The sequence below is a fragment of the Pseudoduganella rivuli genome (genome assembly GCF_009674485.1).
In the GTDB taxonomy this organism is placed as follows: Bacteria; Pseudomonadota; Gammaproteobacteria; order Burkholderiales; family Burkholderiaceae_D; genus Rugamonas; species Rugamonas rivuli_B.
Genome location: NZ_WKJJ01000021.1, coordinates 57,741 through 79,016, shown reverse-complemented (window position 1 = coordinate 79,016; position 21,276 = coordinate 57,741). Strand labels below are relative to the sequence as shown.

At 57.3% G+C, this 21,276-nt stretch carries 20 protein-coding genes and 1 tRNA gene; 13 read left to right on the top strand and 8 right to left on the bottom strand.

Annotated features, from left to right (window positions below):
- Nucleotides 1–18 precede the first annotated feature (18 nt).
- Both GJ700_RS36310 and GJ700_RS27895 read left to right on the top strand, forming a co-directional pair.
- Complete coding sequence (locus tag GJ700_RS36310) at nt 19–93, top strand: hypothetical protein (RefSeq protein WP_371868166.1); 75 nt, start codon at nt 19–21, stop codon at nt 91–93.
- An 835-nt stretch (nt 94–928) separates the two neighbouring features.
- The gene (locus tag GJ700_RS27895) at nt 929–1,708 is read left to right on the top strand and encodes a hypothetical protein (protein WP_154380193.1); all 780 of its coding nucleotides are present in this window, start codon (nt 929–931) and stop codon (nt 1,706–1,708) included.
- 243 nt (nt 1,709–1,951) lie between these two features.
- On the opposite strand, the gene GJ700_RS27890 is transcribed toward GJ700_RS27895, so the two are convergent.
- On the bottom strand, nt 1,952–2,983 hold the full coding sequence (locus GJ700_RS27890; RefSeq protein ID WP_154380192.1) for a DUF2971 domain-containing protein: 1,032 nt from the start codon (nt 2,981–2,983) through the stop codon (nt 1,952–1,954).
- Nucleotides 2,984–3,122: 139 nt separating this feature from the next.
- Here GJ700_RS27890 and GJ700_RS36305 point away from each other — a divergent pair, with 139 nt between their 5' ends.
- A complete protein-coding gene (locus GJ700_RS36305; protein WP_371868163.1) occupies nt 3,123–3,305 on the top strand; it encodes a glycoside hydrolase family protein in 183 nt (60 codons plus the stop codon).
- A gap of 188 nt (nt 3,306–3,493) precedes the next feature.
- Nucleotides 3,494–3,649: a hypothetical protein gene (locus GJ700_RS27885; protein ID WP_154380190.1), complete on the top strand. Its 156-nt coding sequence runs from the start codon at nt 3,494–3,496 to the stop codon at nt 3,647–3,649.
- A gap of 262 nt (nt 3,650–3,911) precedes the next feature.
- Here the strand turns inward: GJ700_RS27885 and GJ700_RS27880 are convergent, their stop codons facing one another.
- A complete protein-coding gene (locus GJ700_RS27880; RefSeq protein ID WP_154380188.1) occupies nt 3,912–4,673 on the bottom strand; it encodes a hypothetical protein in 762 nt (253 codons plus the stop codon).
- Nucleotides 4,674–4,691: 18 nt separating this feature from the next.
- Between GJ700_RS27880 and GJ700_RS27875 the strand changes: the two genes are divergently transcribed.
- Complete coding sequence (locus GJ700_RS27875; protein ID WP_154380186.1) at nt 4,692–4,940, top strand: hypothetical protein; 249 nt, start codon at nt 4,692–4,694, stop codon at nt 4,938–4,940.
- A gap of 23 nt (nt 4,941–4,963) precedes the next feature.
- Here the strand turns inward: GJ700_RS27875 and GJ700_RS27870 are convergent.
- The 4 genes from GJ700_RS27870 to GJ700_RS27855 form a co-directional block, all read right to left on the bottom strand.
- Nucleotides 4,964–5,039, bottom strand: a tRNA-His gene (locus GJ700_RS27870).
- Nucleotides 5,040–5,163: 124 nt separating this feature from the next.
- The gene (gene murI / locus GJ700_RS27865) at nt 5,164–6,009 is read right to left on the bottom strand and encodes a glutamate racemase (RefSeq protein WP_154380184.1); all 846 of its coding nucleotides are present in this window, start codon (nt 6,007–6,009) and stop codon (nt 5,164–5,166) included.
- 76 nt (nt 6,010–6,085) lie between these two features.
- Nucleotides 6,086–7,615: a fumarate hydratase gene (locus GJ700_RS27860; RefSeq protein ID WP_154380182.1), complete on the bottom strand. Its 1,530-nt coding sequence runs from the start codon at nt 7,613–7,615 to the stop codon at nt 6,086–6,088.
- A 33-nt stretch (nt 7,616–7,648) separates the two neighbouring features.
- Nucleotides 7,649–8,200: a YqhA family protein gene (locus GJ700_RS27855; RefSeq protein ID WP_229507292.1), complete on the bottom strand. Its 552-nt coding sequence runs from the start codon at nt 8,198–8,200 to the stop codon at nt 7,649–7,651.
- A gap of 285 nt (nt 8,201–8,485) precedes the next feature.
- On the opposite strand from GJ700_RS27855, the gene acs reads away from it, so the two are divergent.
- Nucleotides 8,486–10,477: an acetate--CoA ligase gene (gene acs / locus GJ700_RS27850; protein ID WP_154380178.1), complete on the top strand. Its 1,992-nt coding sequence runs from the start codon at nt 8,486–8,488 to the stop codon at nt 10,475–10,477.
- Nucleotides 10,478–10,744: 267 nt separating this feature from the next.
- Entirely contained in the window at nt 10,745–11,191 is a 447-nt protein-coding gene (locus GJ700_RS27845) for an HNH endonuclease (protein WP_154380176.1), read from the top strand.
- A 9-nt stretch (nt 11,192–11,200) separates the two neighbouring features.
- Here the strand turns inward: GJ700_RS27845 and pdxR are convergent, their stop codons facing one another.
- Nucleotides 11,201–12,688: a MocR-like pyridoxine biosynthesis transcription factor PdxR gene (gene pdxR / locus GJ700_RS27840; RefSeq protein WP_371868161.1), complete on the bottom strand. Its 1,488-nt coding sequence runs from the start codon at nt 12,686–12,688 to the stop codon at nt 11,201–11,203.
- 102 nt (nt 12,689–12,790) lie between these two features.
- On the opposite strand from pdxR, the gene GJ700_RS27835 reads away from it, so the two are divergent.
- The 6 genes from GJ700_RS27835 (at nt 12,791) to GJ700_RS27810 (ending at nt 19,570) form a co-directional block, all read left to right on the top strand.
- Entirely contained in the window at nt 12,791–13,234 is a 444-nt protein-coding gene (locus GJ700_RS27835; protein ID WP_154380174.1) for a carboxymuconolactone decarboxylase family protein, read from the top strand.
- 12 nt (nt 13,235–13,246) lie between these two features.
- Nucleotides 13,247–13,885 carry an FMN-dependent NADH-azoreductase gene (locus tag GJ700_RS27830; RefSeq protein WP_154380172.1) on the top strand — a complete coding sequence of 213 codons (639 nt, stop codon included), beginning with the start codon at nt 13,247–13,249 and terminating at the stop codon, nt 13,883–13,885.
- Between the two features lies 1 nt (nt 13,886).
- Nucleotides 13,887–14,318, top strand: coding sequence for a GNAT family N-acetyltransferase (locus GJ700_RS27825; RefSeq protein WP_154380170.1), 432 nt, complete (start codon nt 13,887–13,889; stop codon nt 14,316–14,318).
- Between the two features lie 134 nt (nt 14,319–14,452).
- Nucleotides 14,453–15,505, top strand: coding sequence for a DUF2278 family protein (locus tag GJ700_RS27820; RefSeq protein ID WP_154380168.1), 1,053 nt, complete (start codon nt 14,453–14,455; stop codon nt 15,503–15,505).
- 26 nt (nt 15,506–15,531) lie between these two features.
- Nucleotides 15,532–17,211, top strand: coding sequence for a phospholipase D-like domain-containing protein (locus GJ700_RS27815; protein ID WP_154380166.1), 1,680 nt, complete (start codon nt 15,532–15,534; stop codon nt 17,209–17,211).
- Nucleotides 17,212–17,389: 178 nt separating this feature from the next.
- Nucleotides 17,390–19,570 carry a beta-galactosidase gene (locus tag GJ700_RS27810; RefSeq protein WP_154380164.1) on the top strand — a complete coding sequence of 727 codons (2,181 nt, stop codon included), beginning with the start codon at nt 17,390–17,392 and terminating at the stop codon, nt 19,568–19,570.
- 251 nt (nt 19,571–19,821) lie between these two features.
- Here the strand turns inward: GJ700_RS27810 and GJ700_RS27805 are convergent, their stop codons facing one another.
- The gene (locus tag GJ700_RS27805; RefSeq protein ID WP_154380162.1) at nt 19,822–20,940 is read right to left on the bottom strand and encodes a GTP pyrophosphokinase; all 1,119 of its coding nucleotides are present in this window, start codon (nt 20,938–20,940) and stop codon (nt 19,822–19,824) included.
- Nucleotides 20,941–21,276: the final 336 nt, after the last annotated feature.

Below are 21,276 nucleotides of genomic sequence, written 5' to 3'. Positions count from 1 at the left end.
ACAGAGGTGCCTTCCCATATGGTTGCGTATGCATTGCATCAGACTGCTGCTGCGATTGTGTACTTGGCAAAAGCTGAAGTGGAGCTTGCTTAGTTTTGCCTTTCCTGCTCGACCATTTTGTATTACTCGGTTGCCTTTGCTAGTTTTTCTAAGCGCCGATCATACTGCCGTATGTTGATCCCCCATTCCGGAGCAAGGGACGCAAGGCATGAAAGATTCTTCAATACGAACACAGAGTTGTTCATGGACGCTATGCACACCAGCAGCCTTTATGCAAATACAGCCGCTGGACCTGTGGTGGGCCGACGGGTTGAATTTCCTGGTGCGGCCGCTGGCAGCGTATTAAGTGCTGCTGCTTTACAGCTTGGCCAGGCTATGTACGTGGTGGTCTTAAATCCAGCGTCAGCGGCTGGGATGCCGTTGTACTCCTGTACGATGCGGAAGACCGTGCCATCCTGTCCGGCGTATTGGCGTTCTAGTTCGTCGGCCGTGTGTCCGACAAGCGGGTGAAGTGTCAACGCCGGTTGAAAACTGACCCACCGGAGTGAATACAAGCTGGCTCTTAATCCGTTGATGATTTCGCGAAGCAGAAGTATGATCAAATTCCAGAAGTTCAGATGACATGGGCAGTCTTTTTAAACTGTACTGGTGTAGCGGCTCCTAACCAATTTATAAAGCTGTTGGCAGTCGTGAAGTTGTTTTACGAGACTTATGTGAAGTCGAAGCTGAGCTAGATAAGCTATTTAGCCATTGAACTCGTAAAATGGGTGACCGATATGCCATCTGTTATGCCATTTTCGCTTTCGGGTAAATACGTCAATCAGGTGGCTGAAAATATACGGTTTTCCCAATCATCCATTTAACCTAGTCACGCTAAGGGTGCGTCGATTTCTGCCGTGCGTTAGGGCTTATGACATCATCAAAATATTTGCAGCGTATCGTCGAAAGCTCAGTTAATGATATAAGGCTGATTGGCGAGTTTGCGCAGGAGATTCATCAGAATCTTGCTGAGAAATTACGTCCCATCCCAGAAACACAATCGTTCACGGCAGCTGAGATTGCGCAACTGAATTCCATCGGCGAGGCAGTCCTTTCTACCGCTACGAAAGCTAAAAGGAGAATTACTCGAAAGCCAGAAAAGGTCTTCGAACTCGATGTGTCCGACCGCGTTGCGGCGTTGATGTTGAAGTTTGCCATACCTGTGAAACAGCAGAGCTTTATGGCTGAAATGTCGTTGGTGTACGTAATTTCTAGACTGGAAGCCTTTCTGAAAGACTACGCGAGAGAGATGCTGCTTGCGCGTCCTGAAATGCTGCGGAGTAGTAACCAAATGTCCTGTGAAGAAGTTCTTTCCTACCGGTCAATGGCAGCGGTAAGGGAAGCACTTGCGAATCGGGAGGCAGATGGATTGGGACGTGGGAGCATAGATGATATCGCCGTATATTTTGAGAAAAAGGCGAATATTTCTTTATCGAACTTCGATGCATGGGAGGCTATTAGAGAGCACGTATATCGCCGTAACCTTGTCGTGCACAACCGAGGTTTCGTAAACGAGTTATACCGAAAGAAGACTAAAAGCACCAGTGCGAACGGCCAGCACCTAAGCACAACGATGGATTATGTCGTTGCGGCGGTTGAAAACATCAAAGGATTCATTCATTATGTGCACACCATTTCTCTGCGGCGTCTTCGACTCAATGAGTGTTAACAGATTTTTTGAAACCGGCATGAAGTGGCGAGGGTGGTTGGTCGCGCAAAGAATAATTTGCAAACCATCTTGAAATGACTTGACACGGCATCTGCTATTTGTCCATTGCGGTCCGAAGAACGTTCGTTGATGTCCGTATGCACAACCAGTCTGCCGGGATGTCCCGTGCCCCTACAGTCGATTCGGCGCTTCCGATTTCGAGGCGCAGTTTCGGCTGTAGGGCTCTAAGCGTCAATTCTATGCTCACCACTCTCTGTAAGGAATTCCGCAAGAAACGATTGTGTCACAGACCTTGCTGTTCGCGAGATAGGCGGTTAAAGACTCTAACGCCAACTCTGTATGCGGAGTTGGCCCTAGTAAGACCGAAGAGAACATATTCTGCATCTGTCCAATCGGACATTTGATGTAGGGAATTAACATGGATTTTCCTTCTCGGAAATTGCAAGGACTTAAGTCCGAGTACATTGGCGATATAAGGCGCCACTCCCGCTCTTCGGAAAATGCCTCATGTTTAACTAAGGCCATCACCTGATAAATTGTTGTTGCATGCTTCAAAAATACTGGTGTATAAGAATATTTATCAATAGTGTAACGGCCTCTTAAATCGGTGTGCTCGGTTCGGGCAGTTTCCCAGAGTTTTTCTAATAGATCAGAAAGTAACTGTTCCTGTTCTTTTTTTTGGTATAAACATCTCCCTAATCTAAATCCTGGACTTGTGGCGAGTCTTGAAAGTAATTCCCGACTAAAACCGATACTAACTCCTTTCCCATGAGGAGTGTAGCTTCGCCATTGACTCAAAATGCTCATTTGCTCAGATAGCGAAAAAATGAAAAGGTGGCCGCGCGTGTAATTGCGAACGTTGCTTAGCCATTTCCCGAATTGCCACATCAGCGCTTTTTTATCGCTATCTTGCTCGAACGCTAAAATGGGTTCGAGAAGGTGTTCAATAGCCTCGCAAGCTTGCAACATTTCTCGACTGTCATTCATGTAGTGCACATCACTAATCCATAGCTCTTTGTTTGAAATTATGCCGAGTAAGGATGAAAAACTCGTGTAATGGTAAAGGCAATCCTTTGGGGTATTCGTGAAATAACTGTCAAGCAAACGCATATCATTATCTCCATAAACCTGTGAGGTGTAACAGATAGTAGCAGCAAGAAACATATTTTGAGAATTTTCAACGCCGGAAGGTGGTATCCCGTCTCGATCAGCAGCATAGCGGGGGATACACAGCAGTTCGTTGATTGCCCGGCAAGTCCGGGCTTTTTTATTCAAGGGCCGACAGCGGGCCGCCAGAGCTATTGCGCGGCGCTGCTGGCCTGTGCGCAGACGTCTGCGCAAACAAATGCAATAGGACCGCTGGATGCTTGTCTCTGCGTCACGTCCCTGTAGCTTTCCTGCTTGTCGTACGTAGGTGCGTGACGGTAGAGGGTGCTGCCCGAAACACCTGCGCGCCCGGGTGAGGACCAACACTCAAGCAACGCCACGTATCAAGGAGTACGAATATGATGCATACACGTCGTTCACGTACAACTTCGGGAGGAGCTTGTTCTGCCATTCGTCGCTGCTTAAGAAGTTGAACCGGGCGCCCTCATGAGCGCATGCAACGGCGTGCTGGCCCGAGACTATGCTGGCGGCCGGCGCGTTGCTGGTTTGACGCGCCGCCGCGAATACGAGCGGCGCATGTGCTTGGGTGAACTCAATGCTTAGCCGGCTGGCCGATTGCGTTTAGCCCCCATAGGTACGGTGGCTAACTTGTGCGTCGATCGGGATAGTGTGTTCTGCATGGGCGCCATGCACGGTGGGCGTGAAGCTGGTCAATGGCACATCGACTACATCACTGCGCAGGCAACGCTAACAGTCGCGGTGGCGCGGACGCAGGTCAAAGTCGTCATCCAGTCCGAAATCAAGCATCGCGACCGTCTCAAAAAATCTATGTGAAAGGAGAAGAAATTTAAAGGCAAGTACTCGTACTTGTCACGGCTGATGGAGCTGGTCGAGCCTCGGATCCTTTGGATTGAGCAGTATCGTTTTGTTTTGACGAGGTTCGAGCGTAAGGTCAAGCAGGCGGGGCGAAGGTCGATTACACGCAATCTTGGCTTTGCATGACCCGCCCACCGGCAGAGGAATCGGCGACGAGCGAGGTCGCTGGAAATACGGGCGGCTGTCCCGATACTAATCCACACTGAAAATCTGCGCTAATTTAATTCCAGTCTACATCGCCTTCGGAAGTGCGCGGGAACGCTGCGTCAATTTTTTCGTGTATTAACTTTTCATCTCGGAAAATCCTGGAGGCTTCTAACCACTTCCCATCCTGGTATTTCATTCTTAAGCATTGCATGAAACTTCCGTTTCGCGCTGTGTAGAACACATTTAGTCTGATGGGCTTGTTTATGGAAACTGGTATTTTTACTTTCGGTGGAACTGCTTGCACATGTTCGGGAATAGATGATTCGATCTCATATGTGTTTTTCCCGCTTAGTATTTCGGAAAAAATTAGTGGCACTGGTCTATCGAATTCGTCGAGGTTTGCCAGCCGAGCGCTAATCTCAGTTAAAGGAAACTTGCCGTGATGGGTAAAAATCAGCATATCGATGTTTTCGGATGTTGACATGGAAAACTTAAGCTCACAGAAGCTATCTCCGCCAGTAGCGTATCCAATCAAATCGTTCGTTTTGTTCTCTAGCTTTTCGACCAAGTCGTTAATGCCGGTTCTGACATCCGTAATCCCCTTTTCGGTCTTGATCTGTTTTTTAACTCGATTCCATTGACTAAACGCCCATCCGATAGCAAAGAAATTTAGTAATCCATCTTTTAATATCTCCTTGTAAGTGGCGGCGCTTGATGAGTTCCAAAGGGTCCAAATGGTACTCAATATAAGAGGAAGGGCATACTCATTTAGTAATTGGATTAGGATTTGTATCCACAGAGGTTGCTTATGAAGGGAAGTTAGAATTTTCTTCATACGGTTTTCTCAAGATTTATGGGAGGCGAAGTCTTTCCGGAATTGCCTTCAACGGCGGCAGCAGAAGCTAAGGGAAATGAGTTTCCACCGCGCTGGAGGTTTCATTTGGCGCGTAACGAGGATGCTTCGCAGCCGAAGCGCAACCGCAACGCCATTGACCTTAAGCAAAAAAAAAGGCCGCACAAGGCGGCCATCTCTTCGCTACGTTTGGAAAATTTCCCAATGCGTTGGAAAATTTCACTTTGCGGAACAGATCAATCTCGCTAACTAATTGACCTGATTTGAAATTTTGGGGTGACTGATGGGGCTCGAACCCACGACAACAGGAATCACAATCCTGGACTCTACCAACTGAGCTACAGCCACCGCTGTTTTACTGCTTTACTGCTACTGTCTGTGCTGTGTTCTGCAAGACAGGACCGAATTATATAGGCGGATCCGGAACTTGCAAAGGGTAATCGCCACTTTTTTGTGAAAATTGCTTATTTGATTAAATTTTCAGCGGCTCCACGACAACATCGAGTTGCAGCAGCGAACGGAAGGCCGGCGCCAGCGCATCGACGCCGCCGGTGGTGTAACCGTGCAGCATGGGCGGGTGGCCGACACTGCCCGGGCGCTGCAAACCGCCGCCTTCCAGCAGCCGCGCCAGCTGGCGCGCCACCGCGTCGCCGGTGTCGATCAGTTTCACGTCATGGCCGCCGGCAGCAAGCACGGCGCGCTCGATGGCGGGCAGCACGAACGGGTAATGGGTGCAGCCCAAGACCAGCGTGTCGGCCCCTTGTTCCAGCAGCGGGGCGATGAAGCCGGTCAGCAGCGCATCGGTGGCGGCGCTATCCAATTCTCCCTGTTCGATCAGGTCGACCAGGCCGGGACACGGTTGCAGCAGGAATTGCGCACCGGTGCTTGCCGCGATCTGGTCGCGCAGTTGCAGCAGCTTTTCGCCTTGCAGCGTGCGCACGGTGGCCAGCACGCCGACCTTGCCGTTGCGCGTGGCGGCGGCGCCGGGCTTCAGGCCCGGTTCCACGCCGACCACCGGCAATTCAGGGTAGTGCGCGCGCACCGCCTTGATCGCGGCCACTGTCGCGGTATTGCAGGCGACTACCAGCGCCTTGACGCCTTTGCCCGTCAGATACGCGGCAATCGCCAGCGCGCGCTCCACCACGAACGCTTCCGTCTTGCCGCCATAGGGCGCGTGGCCGGAGTCGGCCAGGTAAATCAAGTGTTCCTGCGGCAGCTGGGCGCGGATATGGCGCAGCACGGACAAGCCGCCGACGCCGGAGTCGAAGACGCCGATCGGGGCGTCGGCCGGGGTGGGGAAAGGGGGATGAGAAGTCATTCCAGCAGTATATACGGCGCAAATAAATAAGGCGGATCGCAATGATCCGCCTCGGGCAGCAGGGTCTGACGTCAGCTTACTTGGCGACGACCGCCACGTTCAGCTGCTCGATCTTGGCCTGCCACTCTTTAGGACCGGTGTTGTGCACCGACGTGCCTTCCGAATCCACCGCCACGGTGACCGGCATGTCGACCACGTCGAACTCGTAGATCGCTTCCATGCCCAGGTCTTCGAAGCCGACCACCTTGGCCTGCTTGATCGCCTTCGACACCAGGTAAGCGGAGCCGCCGACCGCCATCAGGTATGCCGATTTATGCTTCTTGATCGACTCGATGGCGGCAGGGCCGCGTTCCGCTTTGCCGATCATGGAAATCAGGCCGGTTTTTTCCAGCATCATGTCGGTGAACTTGTCCATGCGGGTCGCGGTGGTCGGGCCGGCCGGGCCAACGACTTCGTCGCGCACCGGATCGACCGGGCCCACGTAGTAGATGACGCGGTTGGTGAAGTCCACCGGCAGCGATTCGCCCTTGGCCAGCATGTCCTGGATGCGCTTGTGCGCGGCGTCGCGGCCGGTCAGCATTTTGCCGTTCAGCAGCAGGGTCTGGCCGGGCTTCCACGATGCCACTTCTTCGCGGGTCAGCGTGTTGAGGTCGACGCGCTTGGATTTTTCGGTATCCGGCGCCCACGACACATCCGGCCAGTCGGACAGCTTCGGTGGTTCGATGTACGCAGGACCGGAACCATCCAGCACGAAGTGCGCGTGGCGGGTCGCGGCGCAGTTCGGGATCATGGCGACCGGCTTCGACGCCGCGTGGGTCGGGTACATGTTGATCTTCACGTCCAGCACGGTCGTCAGGCCGCCCAGGCCCTGCGCGCCGATGCCCAGTGCATTGATCTTGTCGCACAGTTCGATACGCAGTTCTTCGGTCTTGTTGCGGGGACCGCGCTGCTTCAGCTCGTACATGTCGATGTCTTCCATCAGCGACTCTTTGGCCATCAGCATGGCTTTTTCAGCGGAGCCGCCGATACCGATACCCAGCATGCCAGGCGGGCACCAGCCGGCGCCCATCAGCGGTACGGTTTTCAGGACCCAGTCCACCAGCGAGTCCGATGGGTTCAGCATGACGAACTTGGTCTTGTTCTCGGAGCCGCCGCCTTTGGCCGCGACGCTCACGTCGACCGTGTCGCCTTCCACCAGTTCCATGTGCACCACGGCCGGCGTGTTGTCCTTGGTGTTCTTGCGCTCGAAGTGCGGGTCGGCCACGATCGACGCGCGCAGCTTGTTGTCCGCGAAGTTGTAGGCGCGGCGCACGCCTTCGTTGATCGCGTCGGTGACGGTGCCGGTGAAGCCTTCAAAGCGCACACCCATGCCGATCTTCAGGAAGACGTTGACGATGCCGGTATCCTGGCAAATCGGACGCTTGCCTTCCGCGCACATGCGCGAGTTGGTCAGGATCTGTGCGATCGCATCCTTGGCGGCAGGGCTTTGCTCTACTTCGTAAGCGCGCGCCAGGTGCTGGATGTAGTCGGCCGGGTGGTAATAGCTGATGTACTGCAGCGCGGCGGCTACGGATTCGATCAGATCGTCTTGCTTGATGATGGTCATGGTGAACTCGCTAGAGATGGAAAAAATACGCGGTCAGTGGTGCTTTATTGTTATTGCCTGAGTTTTGGTCATCAGGTGATCCGTGTACGCGATCGCGATCGTGGACAACAGGAATACGATGTGAATGCCGGTCTGCGCGATGATGACAGGGGGCTCGTACGAGCCGGCATTGATAAACGTCTTTAACAGGTGGATCGACGAAATGCCGACGATCGCCATCGCCAGCTTGGTCTTCAGCACGGACGCATTCACGTGCGACAGCCACTCCGGCTGGTCCGGATGGCCTTCCAGCCGCATGCGCGACACGAAGGTTTCATAGCCGCCCACGATCACCATGATCAACAGGTTCGAGATCATGACCACGTCGATCAGCCCCAATACCACCAGCATGATGGTGGTCTCATTCAATTTGTCCGGCATCTTCGCGCCGGGCACCGCGACCGCCTGGAATATGTGCTGCAGCGCGGACTCGCTGCCCAGCGCCGCGCCAATCAAGTCCTTCAGTTCAACCCAGAAGTGGAAAACGTAGACGCACTGTGCAAGGATCAGCCCCAGGTACAACGGCAACTGCAGCCAGCGGGACATGAAGATGAACGCCGGTAGTGGCGCCAGTTTGATCGGTTGTTGGTTGGGACTACCAGGATCACGATCAGCCATTAAAACACGCTCCTTGCTGCAAAAAATCAATGCCGACATTCTACATGTGATTTTCCTGCTGCACCGCAACGCGGAGTTGCCGTAAAATTGTAGAAATGCTTATTTGAATACCAGCTTAATACCAGTTGGCTGGCTGCAGCTTGCCACTCGTAAGGCATCAGTAAGCGACTACATTTAAGGTGTAGTCAAACAATCATCACACGGAGACCAAGCATGACCTCGCAGACTACCGATCACCAAGGCCCACAAGAATCCCGCCTTTTCAACCCACCGGCATCGTTCGTGGCCAACGCCAGGATTTCCGGCATGGATGCGTATAACGCGCTGTGTGCCGAAGCCGAGCAGGATTTCGAAGGCTTCTGGGCCCGCCTGGCCCGCGAAAACGTCGACTGGAAAGTGCCGTTCACGCGCACGCTGAACGAAGACAACGCCCCGTTCTACAAATGGTTCGAAGACGGCAAGCTGAACGCGTCTTACAATTGCCTGGACCGCAACCTGCAAAACGGTAACGCCGACAAGACCGCCATCATCTTCGAAGCGGACGACGGCGCGGTGACCAGGGTCACTTACCAGCAACTGCATGAAAAAGTCTGCAAATTCGCCAACGGCCTGAAATCGCGCGGCATCAAGAAGGGCGACCGCGTGATTATTTACATGTCGATGTCGGTCGAAGGCGTGGCAGCGATGCAGGCTTGCGCGCGGATCGGCGCGACGCACTCGGTGGTGTTTGGCGGCTTCTCCGCCAAGTCGCTGCAGGAGCGCATCATCGACGCGGGCGCGGTGGCCGTCATCACCGGTGACGAGCAACTGCGCGGCGGCAAATTCCTGCCGCTGAAATCCATCGTCGACGACGCGCTGGCGCTGGGCGGCTGTGACAGCATCAAGGACGTGATCGTCTACAAGCGCACCGGCAACCCGATCGCCTTCAAGGAAGGGCGTGACATCTGGTTGAACGACCTGGTCGACCACCAGAGCGCCGAATGCGAACCGGAATGGGTGGAAGCGGAGCACCCGCTGTTCATCCTGTACACGTCCGGTTCCACCGGCACCCCGAAAGGCGTGCAGCACTCGACGGGCGGCTACCTGCTGTGGGCCAATCTGACGATGAAGTGGACCTTCGACATCAAGCCGGCCGACGTGTTCTGGTGCACCGCCGATATAGGCTGGGTCACGGGCCACACCTACATCGCCTACGGTCCGCTGTCGGTGGGCGCGACCCAGATTGTGTTCGAAGGCATTCCGACCTTCCCGCATGCGGGCCGCTTCTGGGAAACCATCGCCAAGCATAAAGTATCGATCTTCTACACGGCGCCGACCGCGATCCGTTCGCTGATCAAGGCATCGGACGCGGATGAGAAAGTGCATCCGAAGAGTTTCGACCTGTCGTCCTTGCGCCTGCTGGGTTCCGTCGGCGAGCCGATCAATCCGGAAGCATGGATGTGGTACTACAAGAACGTGGGCAAAGAACAGTGCCCGATCATCGACACCTTCTGGCAAACCGAAACGGGCGGCCACATGATCACGCCGCTGCCGGGCGCCACGCCAATGACGCCGGGTTCGTGCACGTTGCCGCTGCCTGGCATCATGACCGCCATCGTCGACGAAGCGGGTCACGACGTGCCGAACGGCCAGGGCGGCATCCTGGTGGTGAAACGTCCATGGCCATCGATGATCCGCACCATCTGGAACAACCCGGACCGCTTCAAGTCCAGCTACTTCCCGGATGAATTCGGCGGCAAATACTACCTGGCCGGCGACGGTGCGATCCGTCACAAGGACACCGGTTACTTCACGATTACCGGCCGGATCGACGACGTGCTGAACGTGTCGGGCCACCGCATGGGCACGATGGAAATCGAATCGGCGCTGGTGGCCAATCCGCTGGTGGCGGAAGCGGCCGTGGTGGGCAAGCCGGATGAAACCACGGGTGAGTCGATCTGCGCGTTCGTCGTGCTGAAACAAGCCCGTCCGACTGGCGACGATGCGAAAAAGCTGGCGCTGGAATTGCGCAACTGGGTGGCCAAGGAAATCGGCCCGATCGCGAAACCGAAGGAAATCCGCTTTGGCGACAACCTGCCGAAGACCCGTTCCGGCAAGATCATGCGCCGTTTGCTGCGCGTGCTGGCCAAGGGCGAGGCGATCACGCAAGACGTGTCGACCCTGGAAAATCCGGCGATTCTGGAGCAGTTGAAAGAAGCGTCGTAACCCCACTGGCATTGGCGGCGCCTAGCCGCCTTCCGTACACAAGCCCGGCCTGCGTCGGGCTTTTTTTTCGTCTGCGCACGAGCCGCTCTTGCAAGACGCAAGGCGGAATCCCCGTCAACCGCAACGGTCTGGCGGTTTGCGGCGGCATGTGCTCCGGCAGTGGGAGAATCGGCGTGCGGGTATGTCGATCAACGGGAGCTTGCCGGCAGCTCATCCAGTGTCCGCCCGCAATTCGCCGGTTTATTTACGAAAAAAGGGAGACTAGCAATGCCACTCCGTACAGATTGCAATGGCGTTACAGTGATGCTGGATGATTGGCCCGGTGGATCGTATAAAGCGATCGTCATCAATCGGGCCTACCGGAACAGCCAGTTTGCCGTGGTGGATATCCTGGGCACCCGGTCCGTCGTGTTCCAATGCTACTGGTGCAAGAAACTGATCGGCTCCGCAGGCGTGGAGGGGGACCATGTAGTCAAGCAGGAGCTGGGAAAAAGCGCTTCGTCTGAGCTGGCCGCTCTGTTTACAGAAGCGGAAACCGACCGTGCGGGCGAAGACCACTGGAACTTGGTGTTGTCCTGCTCGGAATGCAACGGTGGTTCCAGGAATAAGCACAAAATGATGCTGCGCAGTTCCTTTGCCAAGGATCGGGACAAACAGGGGCCGAAAGATCCACCCCCGTCGGGCGGCGGCAGCGCAATGGATGTGTCGACCTGAAGAACGTTTTCAACTGCCGCCGATCCGCCTGAGTCGCTCCAGCACTTCCCCCATCCGCCCCATCCCCTCCCGGATGGCCAGCCCATCGAAACAAGAAAACCCCAGCACCAGCCCCGGCGGGGCGGGGTGCTGCACGCGGTAAAACGACAGTGGCCGCGCCATGATGCCCTGTTGCCCCAGCGCGGCGGCGACCGCGCTGTCATCGGTTCCCGCCGGCAGCAATGCCGTGGCGTCCAGCCCGGTACTGACTGGCAGTACGTCCAGCATCCCGTCGCAGCGCGCTTTGCATGCGCGCTGGAATTCCTGCGCCCGGCTGCCGTACAGCAGGCGCATCTGCCGCAAGTGGCGGGCGAAGTGGCCGTCTTCGATGAAGGCCGACAGCACCGCCTGCTGGAACACCGGCACATGGCGGCAAGTCATCGACAGCGCGGAGGCGAAGGCATCGGTCCATCCATCCGGCACCACGAGATATGCCAGCCGCAGCGATGGAAACAGCAGCTTGCTGAACGATCCCATGTACAGTACCCGTCCGTTGCGGTCCAGGCTTTTCAGGGCGGGCAGCGGCATGCCGTCGAAGCGGAATTCGCCGTCGTAATCGTCTTCGATGATGGTGGCGTCGCAGGCGTCGGCCCACTCCAGCAAGGCCAGCCGGCGTTCGAGCGGCAACGTGCCGCTGAGTGGCGCCTGGTGCGTGGCCGTCACATAGGCCAGCCTGATGCCGGGTGCCACGGGCAAGGGCGGATCGGTGCGCAAGCCTTGCACGTCGACCGGCACGCCCTGCACCGATGCCCCCGCCTGCCGGAAGATGCGCTGCGCGCCGGGGTAGCCGGGATCTTCCAGCAGCACCGTATCGCCGGGATCGAGCAGCAGACGGGCGCACAGGTCGAGCGCCTGTTGCGAGCTGGAGAAAATGATGACCTGTTCCGCGTCGCAGGCAATGCGCTGGGAAAAGCGCAAATGTTCCGCGATGGCGTGGCGCAGCGGCGCATAGCCGGCGGCGTCGCTGTTGCCCATTTCGTGCACCAGCCTGGTCCGGCTGTAGCGGGTGGACAGCCGCCGCCACGTCGGCAGCGGGAATGCCGTCACGTCCGGCTGATTGGCGCGGAACGGTACCACCACGCCGTTATCCCGCAACGGAAAGGGACTGGCGGCAAGCAATCGGCCCTGTTGTGACAAGCGGGGCAGGGTGGCGCCGGCAGGAGCGGGCGCCGCCGGCTTCAATGGTGGCTTATTCGGCAATTTGGGCGACACCGTGGTGCCGCTCCCCGTCGCCCCCGCCAGGTAACCCTCGGCAATCAATTGTTCGTAGACCGCCAGCACCGTGCCACGGGAGATCTTGTGCTGGCGCGCAAAATCGCGGGTAGAGGGCAAGCGCTGCCCCGCGGCCAGCCGCCCCGACAGGATGGCTTCCCGCAATTCGCTGTACAACCAGCGTTGCAGCGTACTGCCCGGCGGACGCGCCCCCAGGGCGAATTCCAGTTCTTCCGCAAGTTTCACGACAAAGTGGCCTAATCAATTCTTCGCTAAATGGGTATATGCATCGTACCACGTCAGCTCTACGATACGTTCATCAACCACTGCACTGCGAAAGGAAATGAAATGAGCCAGCGATTCGACCCAAGCAAACTGATCCCTGAAGGCTACAAGGCCATGTATGGCGTGCATCTGAAAGTGCAGAATTCCGGCCTGAACGTGGGATTGCTGGAACTGGTGCGCCTGCGGGTATCGCAGATCAACGGTTGTGCGGCCTGCGTCGCCATGCACGTGCCGCTGGGGCGCGAACATGGCCTGAGCGAGCATCAGGTCAACCTGGCCGCCGTGTGGCGCGATGCGCCGGTCTTCAGCCCGCGCGAACGGGCGGCGCTGGCCTGGGCCGAAGCCGTGACGGTGCTGACGGGCCAGGACGTGCCGGACGCCGCCTATGCGCAAGTCAGCGCGGAGTTCACCGAGCAGGAAATCGCGCACCTGACCCTGGCGATCGGCGAAATCAACCTGTGGAACCGCCTGAACATCGCGTCCCGCACGCCACCGGCGCTGTCCTGAACGGGAACCGGCATGAGTACGTTGGAATTACTGTTGATCGAAGCCAGCCCGCGCAAGGCCAACGCCACCAGCAGCCAGCTGGGGCGGCGCCTGGCGGGCGCGCTGCAGGAGCAGTGCGGCAGCACCGTCGTGCTGACGGAGCGCCACCTGGGCGCGCAGCCTTTGCCGCCAATGTCGGCCGAATATGCGGAATCGCTGCTGCTGCCCTATGACGAAGCGCTGGACCGTTACGGCGAGCATTTGGAATTGTCCGATGAACTGGTCGCGGAACTGGAGCGGGCGGATATCGTCGTGATCGCATCGCCGGTGCACAACTTCACGGTCCCGGCCGCGCTGAAATTGTGGATCGACCTGGTGGTGCGCAATGGCGTGACGTTCAGAAACACGCCGGAAGGCAAAGTGGGCCTGCTGCGCGACCGGCCGGTGCTGGTGGCGGTGACGTCGGGCGGCGCCATGTTCCGCGATCCACCCAAGCAGCCGGACTTCTTCCGCCCGTACCTGAGCGCGGCGCTGGGCGTGGTGGGATTGCGCAACATCAGCTATGTGCAGGCTACGGGACTGGCGTTTGTCGACGAGCCGCTGGCGCAGGCCGCCAGCGCGGCCGATGCGTGGATCGCCGCGTCGCTGCAGGGCTTCCTGCAAAGCGTTTGAGATGGCCCCAACCGAACTCCGCCACGCCGACTCGGAAGCCGACCTGCGCGCGTGCTTCGACGTGATGCGCCAGTTGCGGCCCCGCCTGCAATCGGCGGACCACATGCTGGCGGCGCTGGCGCCGCAGCGCGCCCAGGGTTACCGCCTGCTGGCGTGCTGGCAGGGTAGCCGTCCGCTGGCGCTGGCCGGCTACCGCAAGCTGGACAACCTGATACACGGCAGTTTCCTGTACGTGGACGACCTGGTCACCGACAGCGGCGAGCGCGGCCGGCGCTACGGTGAACAGTTGCTGGCCGCGCTGCGGGAGATCGGCAAGGCACTCGGCTGCGGACAACTGGTGCTCGATACCGCCCTCAGCAACGAGGACGCGCAGCGGTTTTACCGGAGAGTAGGCATGGAGGCATGTGCGCTGCACTTCCGGCAGACGATGTGACAAAGTACGTATATCTACCTCCGATCTCGCGCTATATTGATCGGTGTCAAATAGTAAATGCTTCCATTATTACCATAAAGCATGCTAGTTGGCCCCGAGAAAATCCAAGACGCATCCAGGACGAAGGAGGTTATATGGCCCTGAAAAGCTATGGTGTGCTGAAAGGCCGCCCGGTCAATCGCCAGACCGGTTCCGGCAGCAATCCCCACTACCAGGTGCATGTGGTCGACAACACCACCGACTACCGCATCGCCGTCAACGTGAAATCCCAGCTGGCCCCATCGGACGTGGAATACCTGGTGGTGTCGCACTTCCAGCATCCGGTGCTGAACCAGTTGAAGGAACTCCAGCCGGGCTGGAAAAACCTGCCGCGCGAACCGGGCGGCATGGCGCTCGACTTCATCCGCAGCAACCTGTTCGACCCGCGCGAACTGGTGCCGCTGCCCGCCAACGTGGTCGGCCCCGACAACGACCTCAATGAAAAGATCGACCAGTACATCCAGCGCGCGATGGCCGATGAAGACGCCGCGCTGTATGCGTTTGGCGAACGCTGGGGGCCGGAACCGGGCCTGAAGGATAAAATCTTCGGTTTCCTGCCGGGGAACGGCGTGCATGACATCCACATGAACCAGGCCAATTCCGGCGATTTCAAAAAGGATGACGGCGTCTACCAGGATGGCGCACTGCTGCTGCATTTCCCCGCGCAAGACCAGTGGGTCGGCATCTTCCTGAAGTTCCAGTCGCAGGGCTGGCACAGCGACGACCAGACCGGCCATGTCATCAAGGTGCCGACCAGCGGCCCGCCGTCGGACGACAACATCCCGGACCACCCGTTCCCGCCGGGCGGCCAGCCATCGCCGAACATGCCTGACGGGGCCGTGCGCATCGTGGCCGCGCTGGTGAATGACACCAAGGCCAAAGAAGTGGAAACCGTGACCTTGCTGAATGTGACGTCGCGCACCGTGGACCTGACCAACTGGCGCCTGCTGGACCGCGACAAGAACGTCATGCAGCTGACCGGTTCGATTGCCGCCGGCGACACGCTGCGGGTGACCCTGAAGCCGCCGGTGATGTTGCCGAACAAGGGCGGGCTGATCACCTTGCTCAATGCCGACGGCTTGCGCGTCGACGGCGTCAACTACACCAAAGAGCAGGCCAGCAATCCCGGCTTCTCCGTGAAGTTCTAAGAAGAACTGACCAAGCGGAGGATGGCATGCGAGTGAAACAGAACAGCAGTGGCCTGCACGTGCATGCCATTCCGGGCAGCCACGTGGTGGTGTTCGGCTTCGACTGGCCGGAAGAACGGGCGGACGAGTTGCAGGGATTCGCCCTGCACCGCACCGACCACCGTACCGGCCGGGCGCAATGGGTGGAAGCGCAAAAGCGCTACCAGTCCACCGACCCCGGCACGGCAACGGGCGAACGGGTGTCGACGCGCCAGCACCCGGTGCAGGCCTTTCTGTGGGCCGACTACACCGTCAATCCCGGCCAGCGCTACACGTACCGCGTGGTGGCGCTGGGCGGCACGCCGGCCGCGCTGAGCGAGCTGGCCGACGTGACGCTGGATGTCGACACCATCGCGAAAACCAACAGCGGCCACCGGGTCCACTTCAACCGCGGCGCCATCGCCGCGCAGGAATATGCGCGCCGCTTCAAGAACAAGGCGCCGGAAGACGTGCCGAACCACGCGGCGTTCGACTGGCTCAGCCGCGGCTTGCTGGAATCGCTGCTGGCCTTTATCGGCGACGCGCGGGCCGGCGATGCGCTCCACGTCGCGATCTACGAAGCGCGCTACGCCAGGGTGCTGACGGCGCTGGCCGAGGCGCGCCAGCGCGGCGTGGCGGTGGACATCGTCTACGACGCCAAGGAAAACGGCAGAGGCGACGAAGAACCCTTCCCGCGCAACGACAACATCGACATGCTGGGCGGGGCGGGCTTGCTGGCGGGGGCGTTTGCGCGCACCAGTAACCCCAGCTATATCTCGCACAACAAGTTCATCGTGCTGTCGCGCGCGGGCAGCCCCGCCGCCGTGTGGACGGGTTCCACCAACTGGTCGGAAAACGGCTTCTTTGGCCAGCTCAATACCGGCCACGAAATCTGGCAACCGGCGGTGGCGGCGGCCTTTCTCGACTACTGGAGACTGTTGGCGGACGATCCCGCCGCGACGCAATTGCGGGAAGAAATCGCGGACGCCAATCCGCTGCCGGCCACCTGGGATGACACGCCGCCCGGCAACTGCGCATCGGTGTTCAGCCCGCGCGCCAGCCGCGAGGCGCTGGACCGTTATATCGGCGGCATCGCCGATGCCGACGCGGTGTTTGTCACGCTGGCTTTTTCCATCGATGACGCCCTCGGCGCCGCGCTGCAGGAAGAGTCGCCCGGCCTGCGCTACGTGCTGATGGATGGCATCAAGGGCACCAAGGCGCAGGTGGCGGCGCTGACGCAAACCGTCAGGGATATCCGCGCCACCGAAGCGGCCCGCGTGGCGGTGGGCGCCTACCTGCGCGGCAACGCGCTCGACCAGTTCCTGCTGGAGCGGCGCAACCCGATGGCGTCGCACGTGCAGTTCGTGCACACCAAGTTCATGCTGATCGACCCGCTGGGCGCGACACCGGTGGTGATCACGGGTTCGGCCAATTTCAGCGATGCGTCCAGCAAGAAGAACGATGAAAATATGGTGGTGATCGCGGGCGATGACGAGGTCGCGGATATTTACCTGGGCGAGTTCATGCGCTCGTACACGCACTATGCGTTCCGGGACGCGGTGGCGTCGACGCAGGGACAGCCATTCGTGCCGAAGCCGTTGAATGAAGACCGCACCTGGGCGGGGGACTATTACGGGGAGGGGTTCAGGAGCCGGCAGCGGCGGTATTTTGCGCATGCGGGTGAGTAATGGTCAGTGGCAGATTCGTCATTCCCGCGCAGGCGGGAATCCATAGAGCGCCGACAGGATAGCCTCAGTATGGATCCCCGCGTTCGCGGGGATGACGACGCAAATTGGGCTTGCTGAATTTAGTTGCGGTAGAATTGTTATCGATAACCATCAATATCTTTCGATAACAGGAGACCGCATGACCCCACGCCGCTTACCGGCTTTCGCCGCCGCCATCCTGGCCGCCGCGCTCAGCACGTCCACCACGTGCGCCACCGCCCAGCTGCCCAACACCATCCTGTTCGGCGCCGCGTATTACGACGAATACTCGCCGGTGGACCGCCTGGAGCAGGACGTGGCCATGATGCAGGCCGCGAACATCACCGTGGTGCGGATCGCGGAATCCACGTGGGGTACGCTGGAGCGGCAGGAAGGCGTGTTCGATTTCACGCACGTGGACCGCATGCTGGCCGCGATGCACAAGGCCGGCATCAAGGTCATTGTCGGCACGCCCACCTATGCGATCCCGACCTGGCTGGCGCGCGCGCATCCGGACGTGCTGGTGGAGCGCCCGAACGGCAAGGCCCCGTATGGGCCGCGCCAGAACATGGACATCACCAATCCCGAATACCGCAAAGCCGCCGAGCGGGTGATCGTGGCGCTGGTCGACCACGTCAAGGATCACCCGGCCGTGATCGGCTACCAGCTCGACAATGAAACCAAGGCCTACGACACCAGCGGCCCGAACGTGCAGGCCGCGTTCCAGCAATGGCTGCACAAGCGCTTCCCCGACCTGGACCAGCTGAACCACGCGTTCGGCCTGAATTACTGGAGCAACCGCATCAACCGCTGGGAAGATTTCCCGTCCGTGAACGGTTCCATCAACGCCAGCCTGTCGTCCGCTTTCGCGGAATTCCAGCGCGAACTGGTGACGGACTTCCTCGGCTGGCAGGCGGACCTGGTACGCAAGCATGCGCGCCAGGGGCAATTCGTCACACAGAATTTCGACCTGGACTGGAAAGACGCGTCCTACGGCGTGCAGCCGGTGGTCGACCACTTTGCCGCCGCCGCCAAGCTCGATATCGCCGGCGTCGACATTTACCATCCCGGCCAGGACAAGCTGACCGGCGCGGAAATCGCGTTCGGCGGCGACCTGACCCGCTCGATGAAAGGCAACCGCAATTACCTGCTGCTCGAGACGCAAGCCATGGGCTTCCCGCACTGGACGCCGTACCCGGGCCAGTTGCGCCTGCAGGCGTACAGCCATATCGCGTCGGGCGCCAACACGGTCGAGTACTGGCACTGGGGCACCACGGCCAACGCCATTGAAACCTACTGGCGCGGTTTGCTGGCGCAGGATTACCAGTCCAATCCCACCTATGAGGAAGCGAAGCAGATCGGCGCAGAACTGCGGCAACTGGGACCGAAGCTGGTGGATTTGCACAAGCAGAACCGGGTCGCGTTCTATGTCAGCAACCGCGCGCTGACCGGCTACAACGCGTTCAAACCGGCCGGCAACGCCGGCTACAACGACGTGCTGCGCCCTTTATACGACGCGCTGTACCGCATGAACGTGGAAGCCGATTTCGTCCATCCCGGCACGGAAGACTTGTCGCGCTACAAGCTGATCGTCGTGCCCGCGCTGTACGCCGCGTCGGACGCGGAAATCGCGAAGCTGAACGCGTTTGCCAAAGCCGGCGGCCATGTGCTCTACACGTTCAAGAGCGGCTTCTCGGACGAAAACGTGAAGGTGCGCTATGCCACGCAGCCGGGCGGCATCAGCGAAGCGGCCGGCGTGCGCTACACGCAATTCACCAACCCGGACCACGTGGCGCTGGCGGGCGATCCGTACAAGGTGGGCAAGGACGCGAACCAGGCGCGCTGGTGGATGGAATTGCTGACGCCGACCACGGCGCAGGTGGTGGCGCGCTACCAGCATCCGGTGTGGGGCAAGTATGCGGCGGTAACGCGCAATGCGTATGGGGCGGGGGAGGTGACGTATGTCGGGTTCATGCCGACCGATGCGCTGGCGGGGAAAATCCTCGAAGAGACGGTGAAACGAGCCGGGCTGTGGGGGCCGCAGCAGACGTTGCGGTATCCGCTGGTGGTGCGCAGCGGGGTATTGAACAACGGACGGGCGGTGCATTACCTGTTCAATTATTCGGCGGAGGCGGTGACGGCGCGGAATCCGTTTGGGGCGGGGGTGGATTTGTTGACGGGGCGGGGGATTGCGGCGGGGGCTGGGGTTGGGTTGGGGCCGTGGGGTGTGGTGGTGCTGGAGGATGGGAATAGGGCATGGGCCAGTGCGACGCGACCCGATGCCGATGAATGTGCAATGCGTCCACATTATGTTCATAATGATCGATCCGCAATGCGGTAGCGTCGTCGCAGAGGCAAGTTTGTGCTGAAGCTGTTGAATGAAGACCGAACCGGGCGGAGGCTATAACGGGGAGGGGGCAGGATTCCGTAGCTACGGTATTTTGCGTATGCGGGAATGAGGGGCGTGTCGCACAATTCGTTCCTGCGGAGAAGATTCCTGAGGCACATAGGCAGGGATAGTGTTAATGAGCCAGTGTGCCGTTCCCTCTTATTACGAAGTGTTTCATCTAAAATTGTTGTTTGAGTGGAAGCTTATCCGGGATTTAGTGGGGTATTAATTTCTTCCTCTATTGACAATGGATCGAAATTTCCAATTTTTATACTTGCATCTTCAAGCATCTTTAATTGCTTCCTAGGAAGCTTGCCGTACCAATTTTGCCCTGCAAAGTGATGGCGTTCAATATATCGTTCTCCCATGGCGGTGAGAAGTAAATATTCAAATCTTGTCAACTGCCCTTGTCGCTTCCCTTCTAATATTCTAGAAATCTGGTCTGCATCATATCCGCTTATGCAATTTTCTATCTGTTGAAAATTTTTAAATCCAAGTTTCTTTAAGAGACGTACTGTCCAGTCATATGAAAAATCAGACATGCGCCCGTCTGCCCCTAATTTTCTATTTAAATATGTCTTTAAAGCACTTGGAGTTATTTCAACCTCACTAAGTTTTCCAGTGTTTACAAGTGACTCGGCCCTAATGGTCAGTTCTTGGTCATCATCTTGTATGGCTTGGAATTCTCGGTCAGCTATTTCAAGTAGCCCTGCAAGAGCCATAAATCGCCTTCGAATATCAGTCGGTATTGTGGTGGATGACTTATATTGAATATCATGCTCAATCTCTGCCCAAGCATGTTGAAGTATTGTTCTTACCTGAATCTCTGTTATAGCTCCTGAAAATCGCTCATACTCCGACAACCCTGATCGAGTCGAGTTTAATTTTACTAGGTAGTGTACACTTTGATAGCCAAATTTTTCGTCTTCCAGCAAGTTCTTACTTTTATCTGAAAACTCAAGTATCTCGAACTCTTCTTTAAGAAGGGCGTCAATAAGTTCAATGGTTTTTGGGAAAAAAGTAATTATTCGTACTGCGGAAAGGTCTGTTATTTCCTTGAGCGGTTGGAGGTATTTAGGTTTTGATGGGTCGTGATCTGATGGAGTTATCGCTTTTTTGGCCAAACTTGTTGGAGATTTTGCTCGCCCTTCTACTGAATGTATTTGGATAGAGCGTTTTTTTATAGATTCTTCTATTATGCGTTTATTTGCAATGGTTAGTTCAGACCAGAAATTATAGACTTTTAAATAAGAAGTTATCGTACTCTGTTCATGCTGAAGGAAGTCGAATTTTTGTTGGTTACTATGATTTCCCGTGGTCATATTTTTCCTTGCTCTCTTAAATATTGCAATAAATATAATATTTAAATATATTTTTTATCAATTAATGCAATAATAATTTTTATGAGATTTATTTAATTTTTATTGCGATTTTAGCAAACTTCTTGGTATTATTTTTATTGGATTGTAGTTGAATTTAGGTGGTTTCATTTATCAAGTTGCTGCTGCTCGATTTGGTTTTTATATCGCAATATATCGGGAAAAATTAGATGGAGTCGGAGAGTTGTGATCGAGTTTTTCAAATATGTTATAGCGTGATAGGGATTTCAATATGGATTATATGGTTTAATGAGAAAGTATCGGCTAAGCAAATCTCCG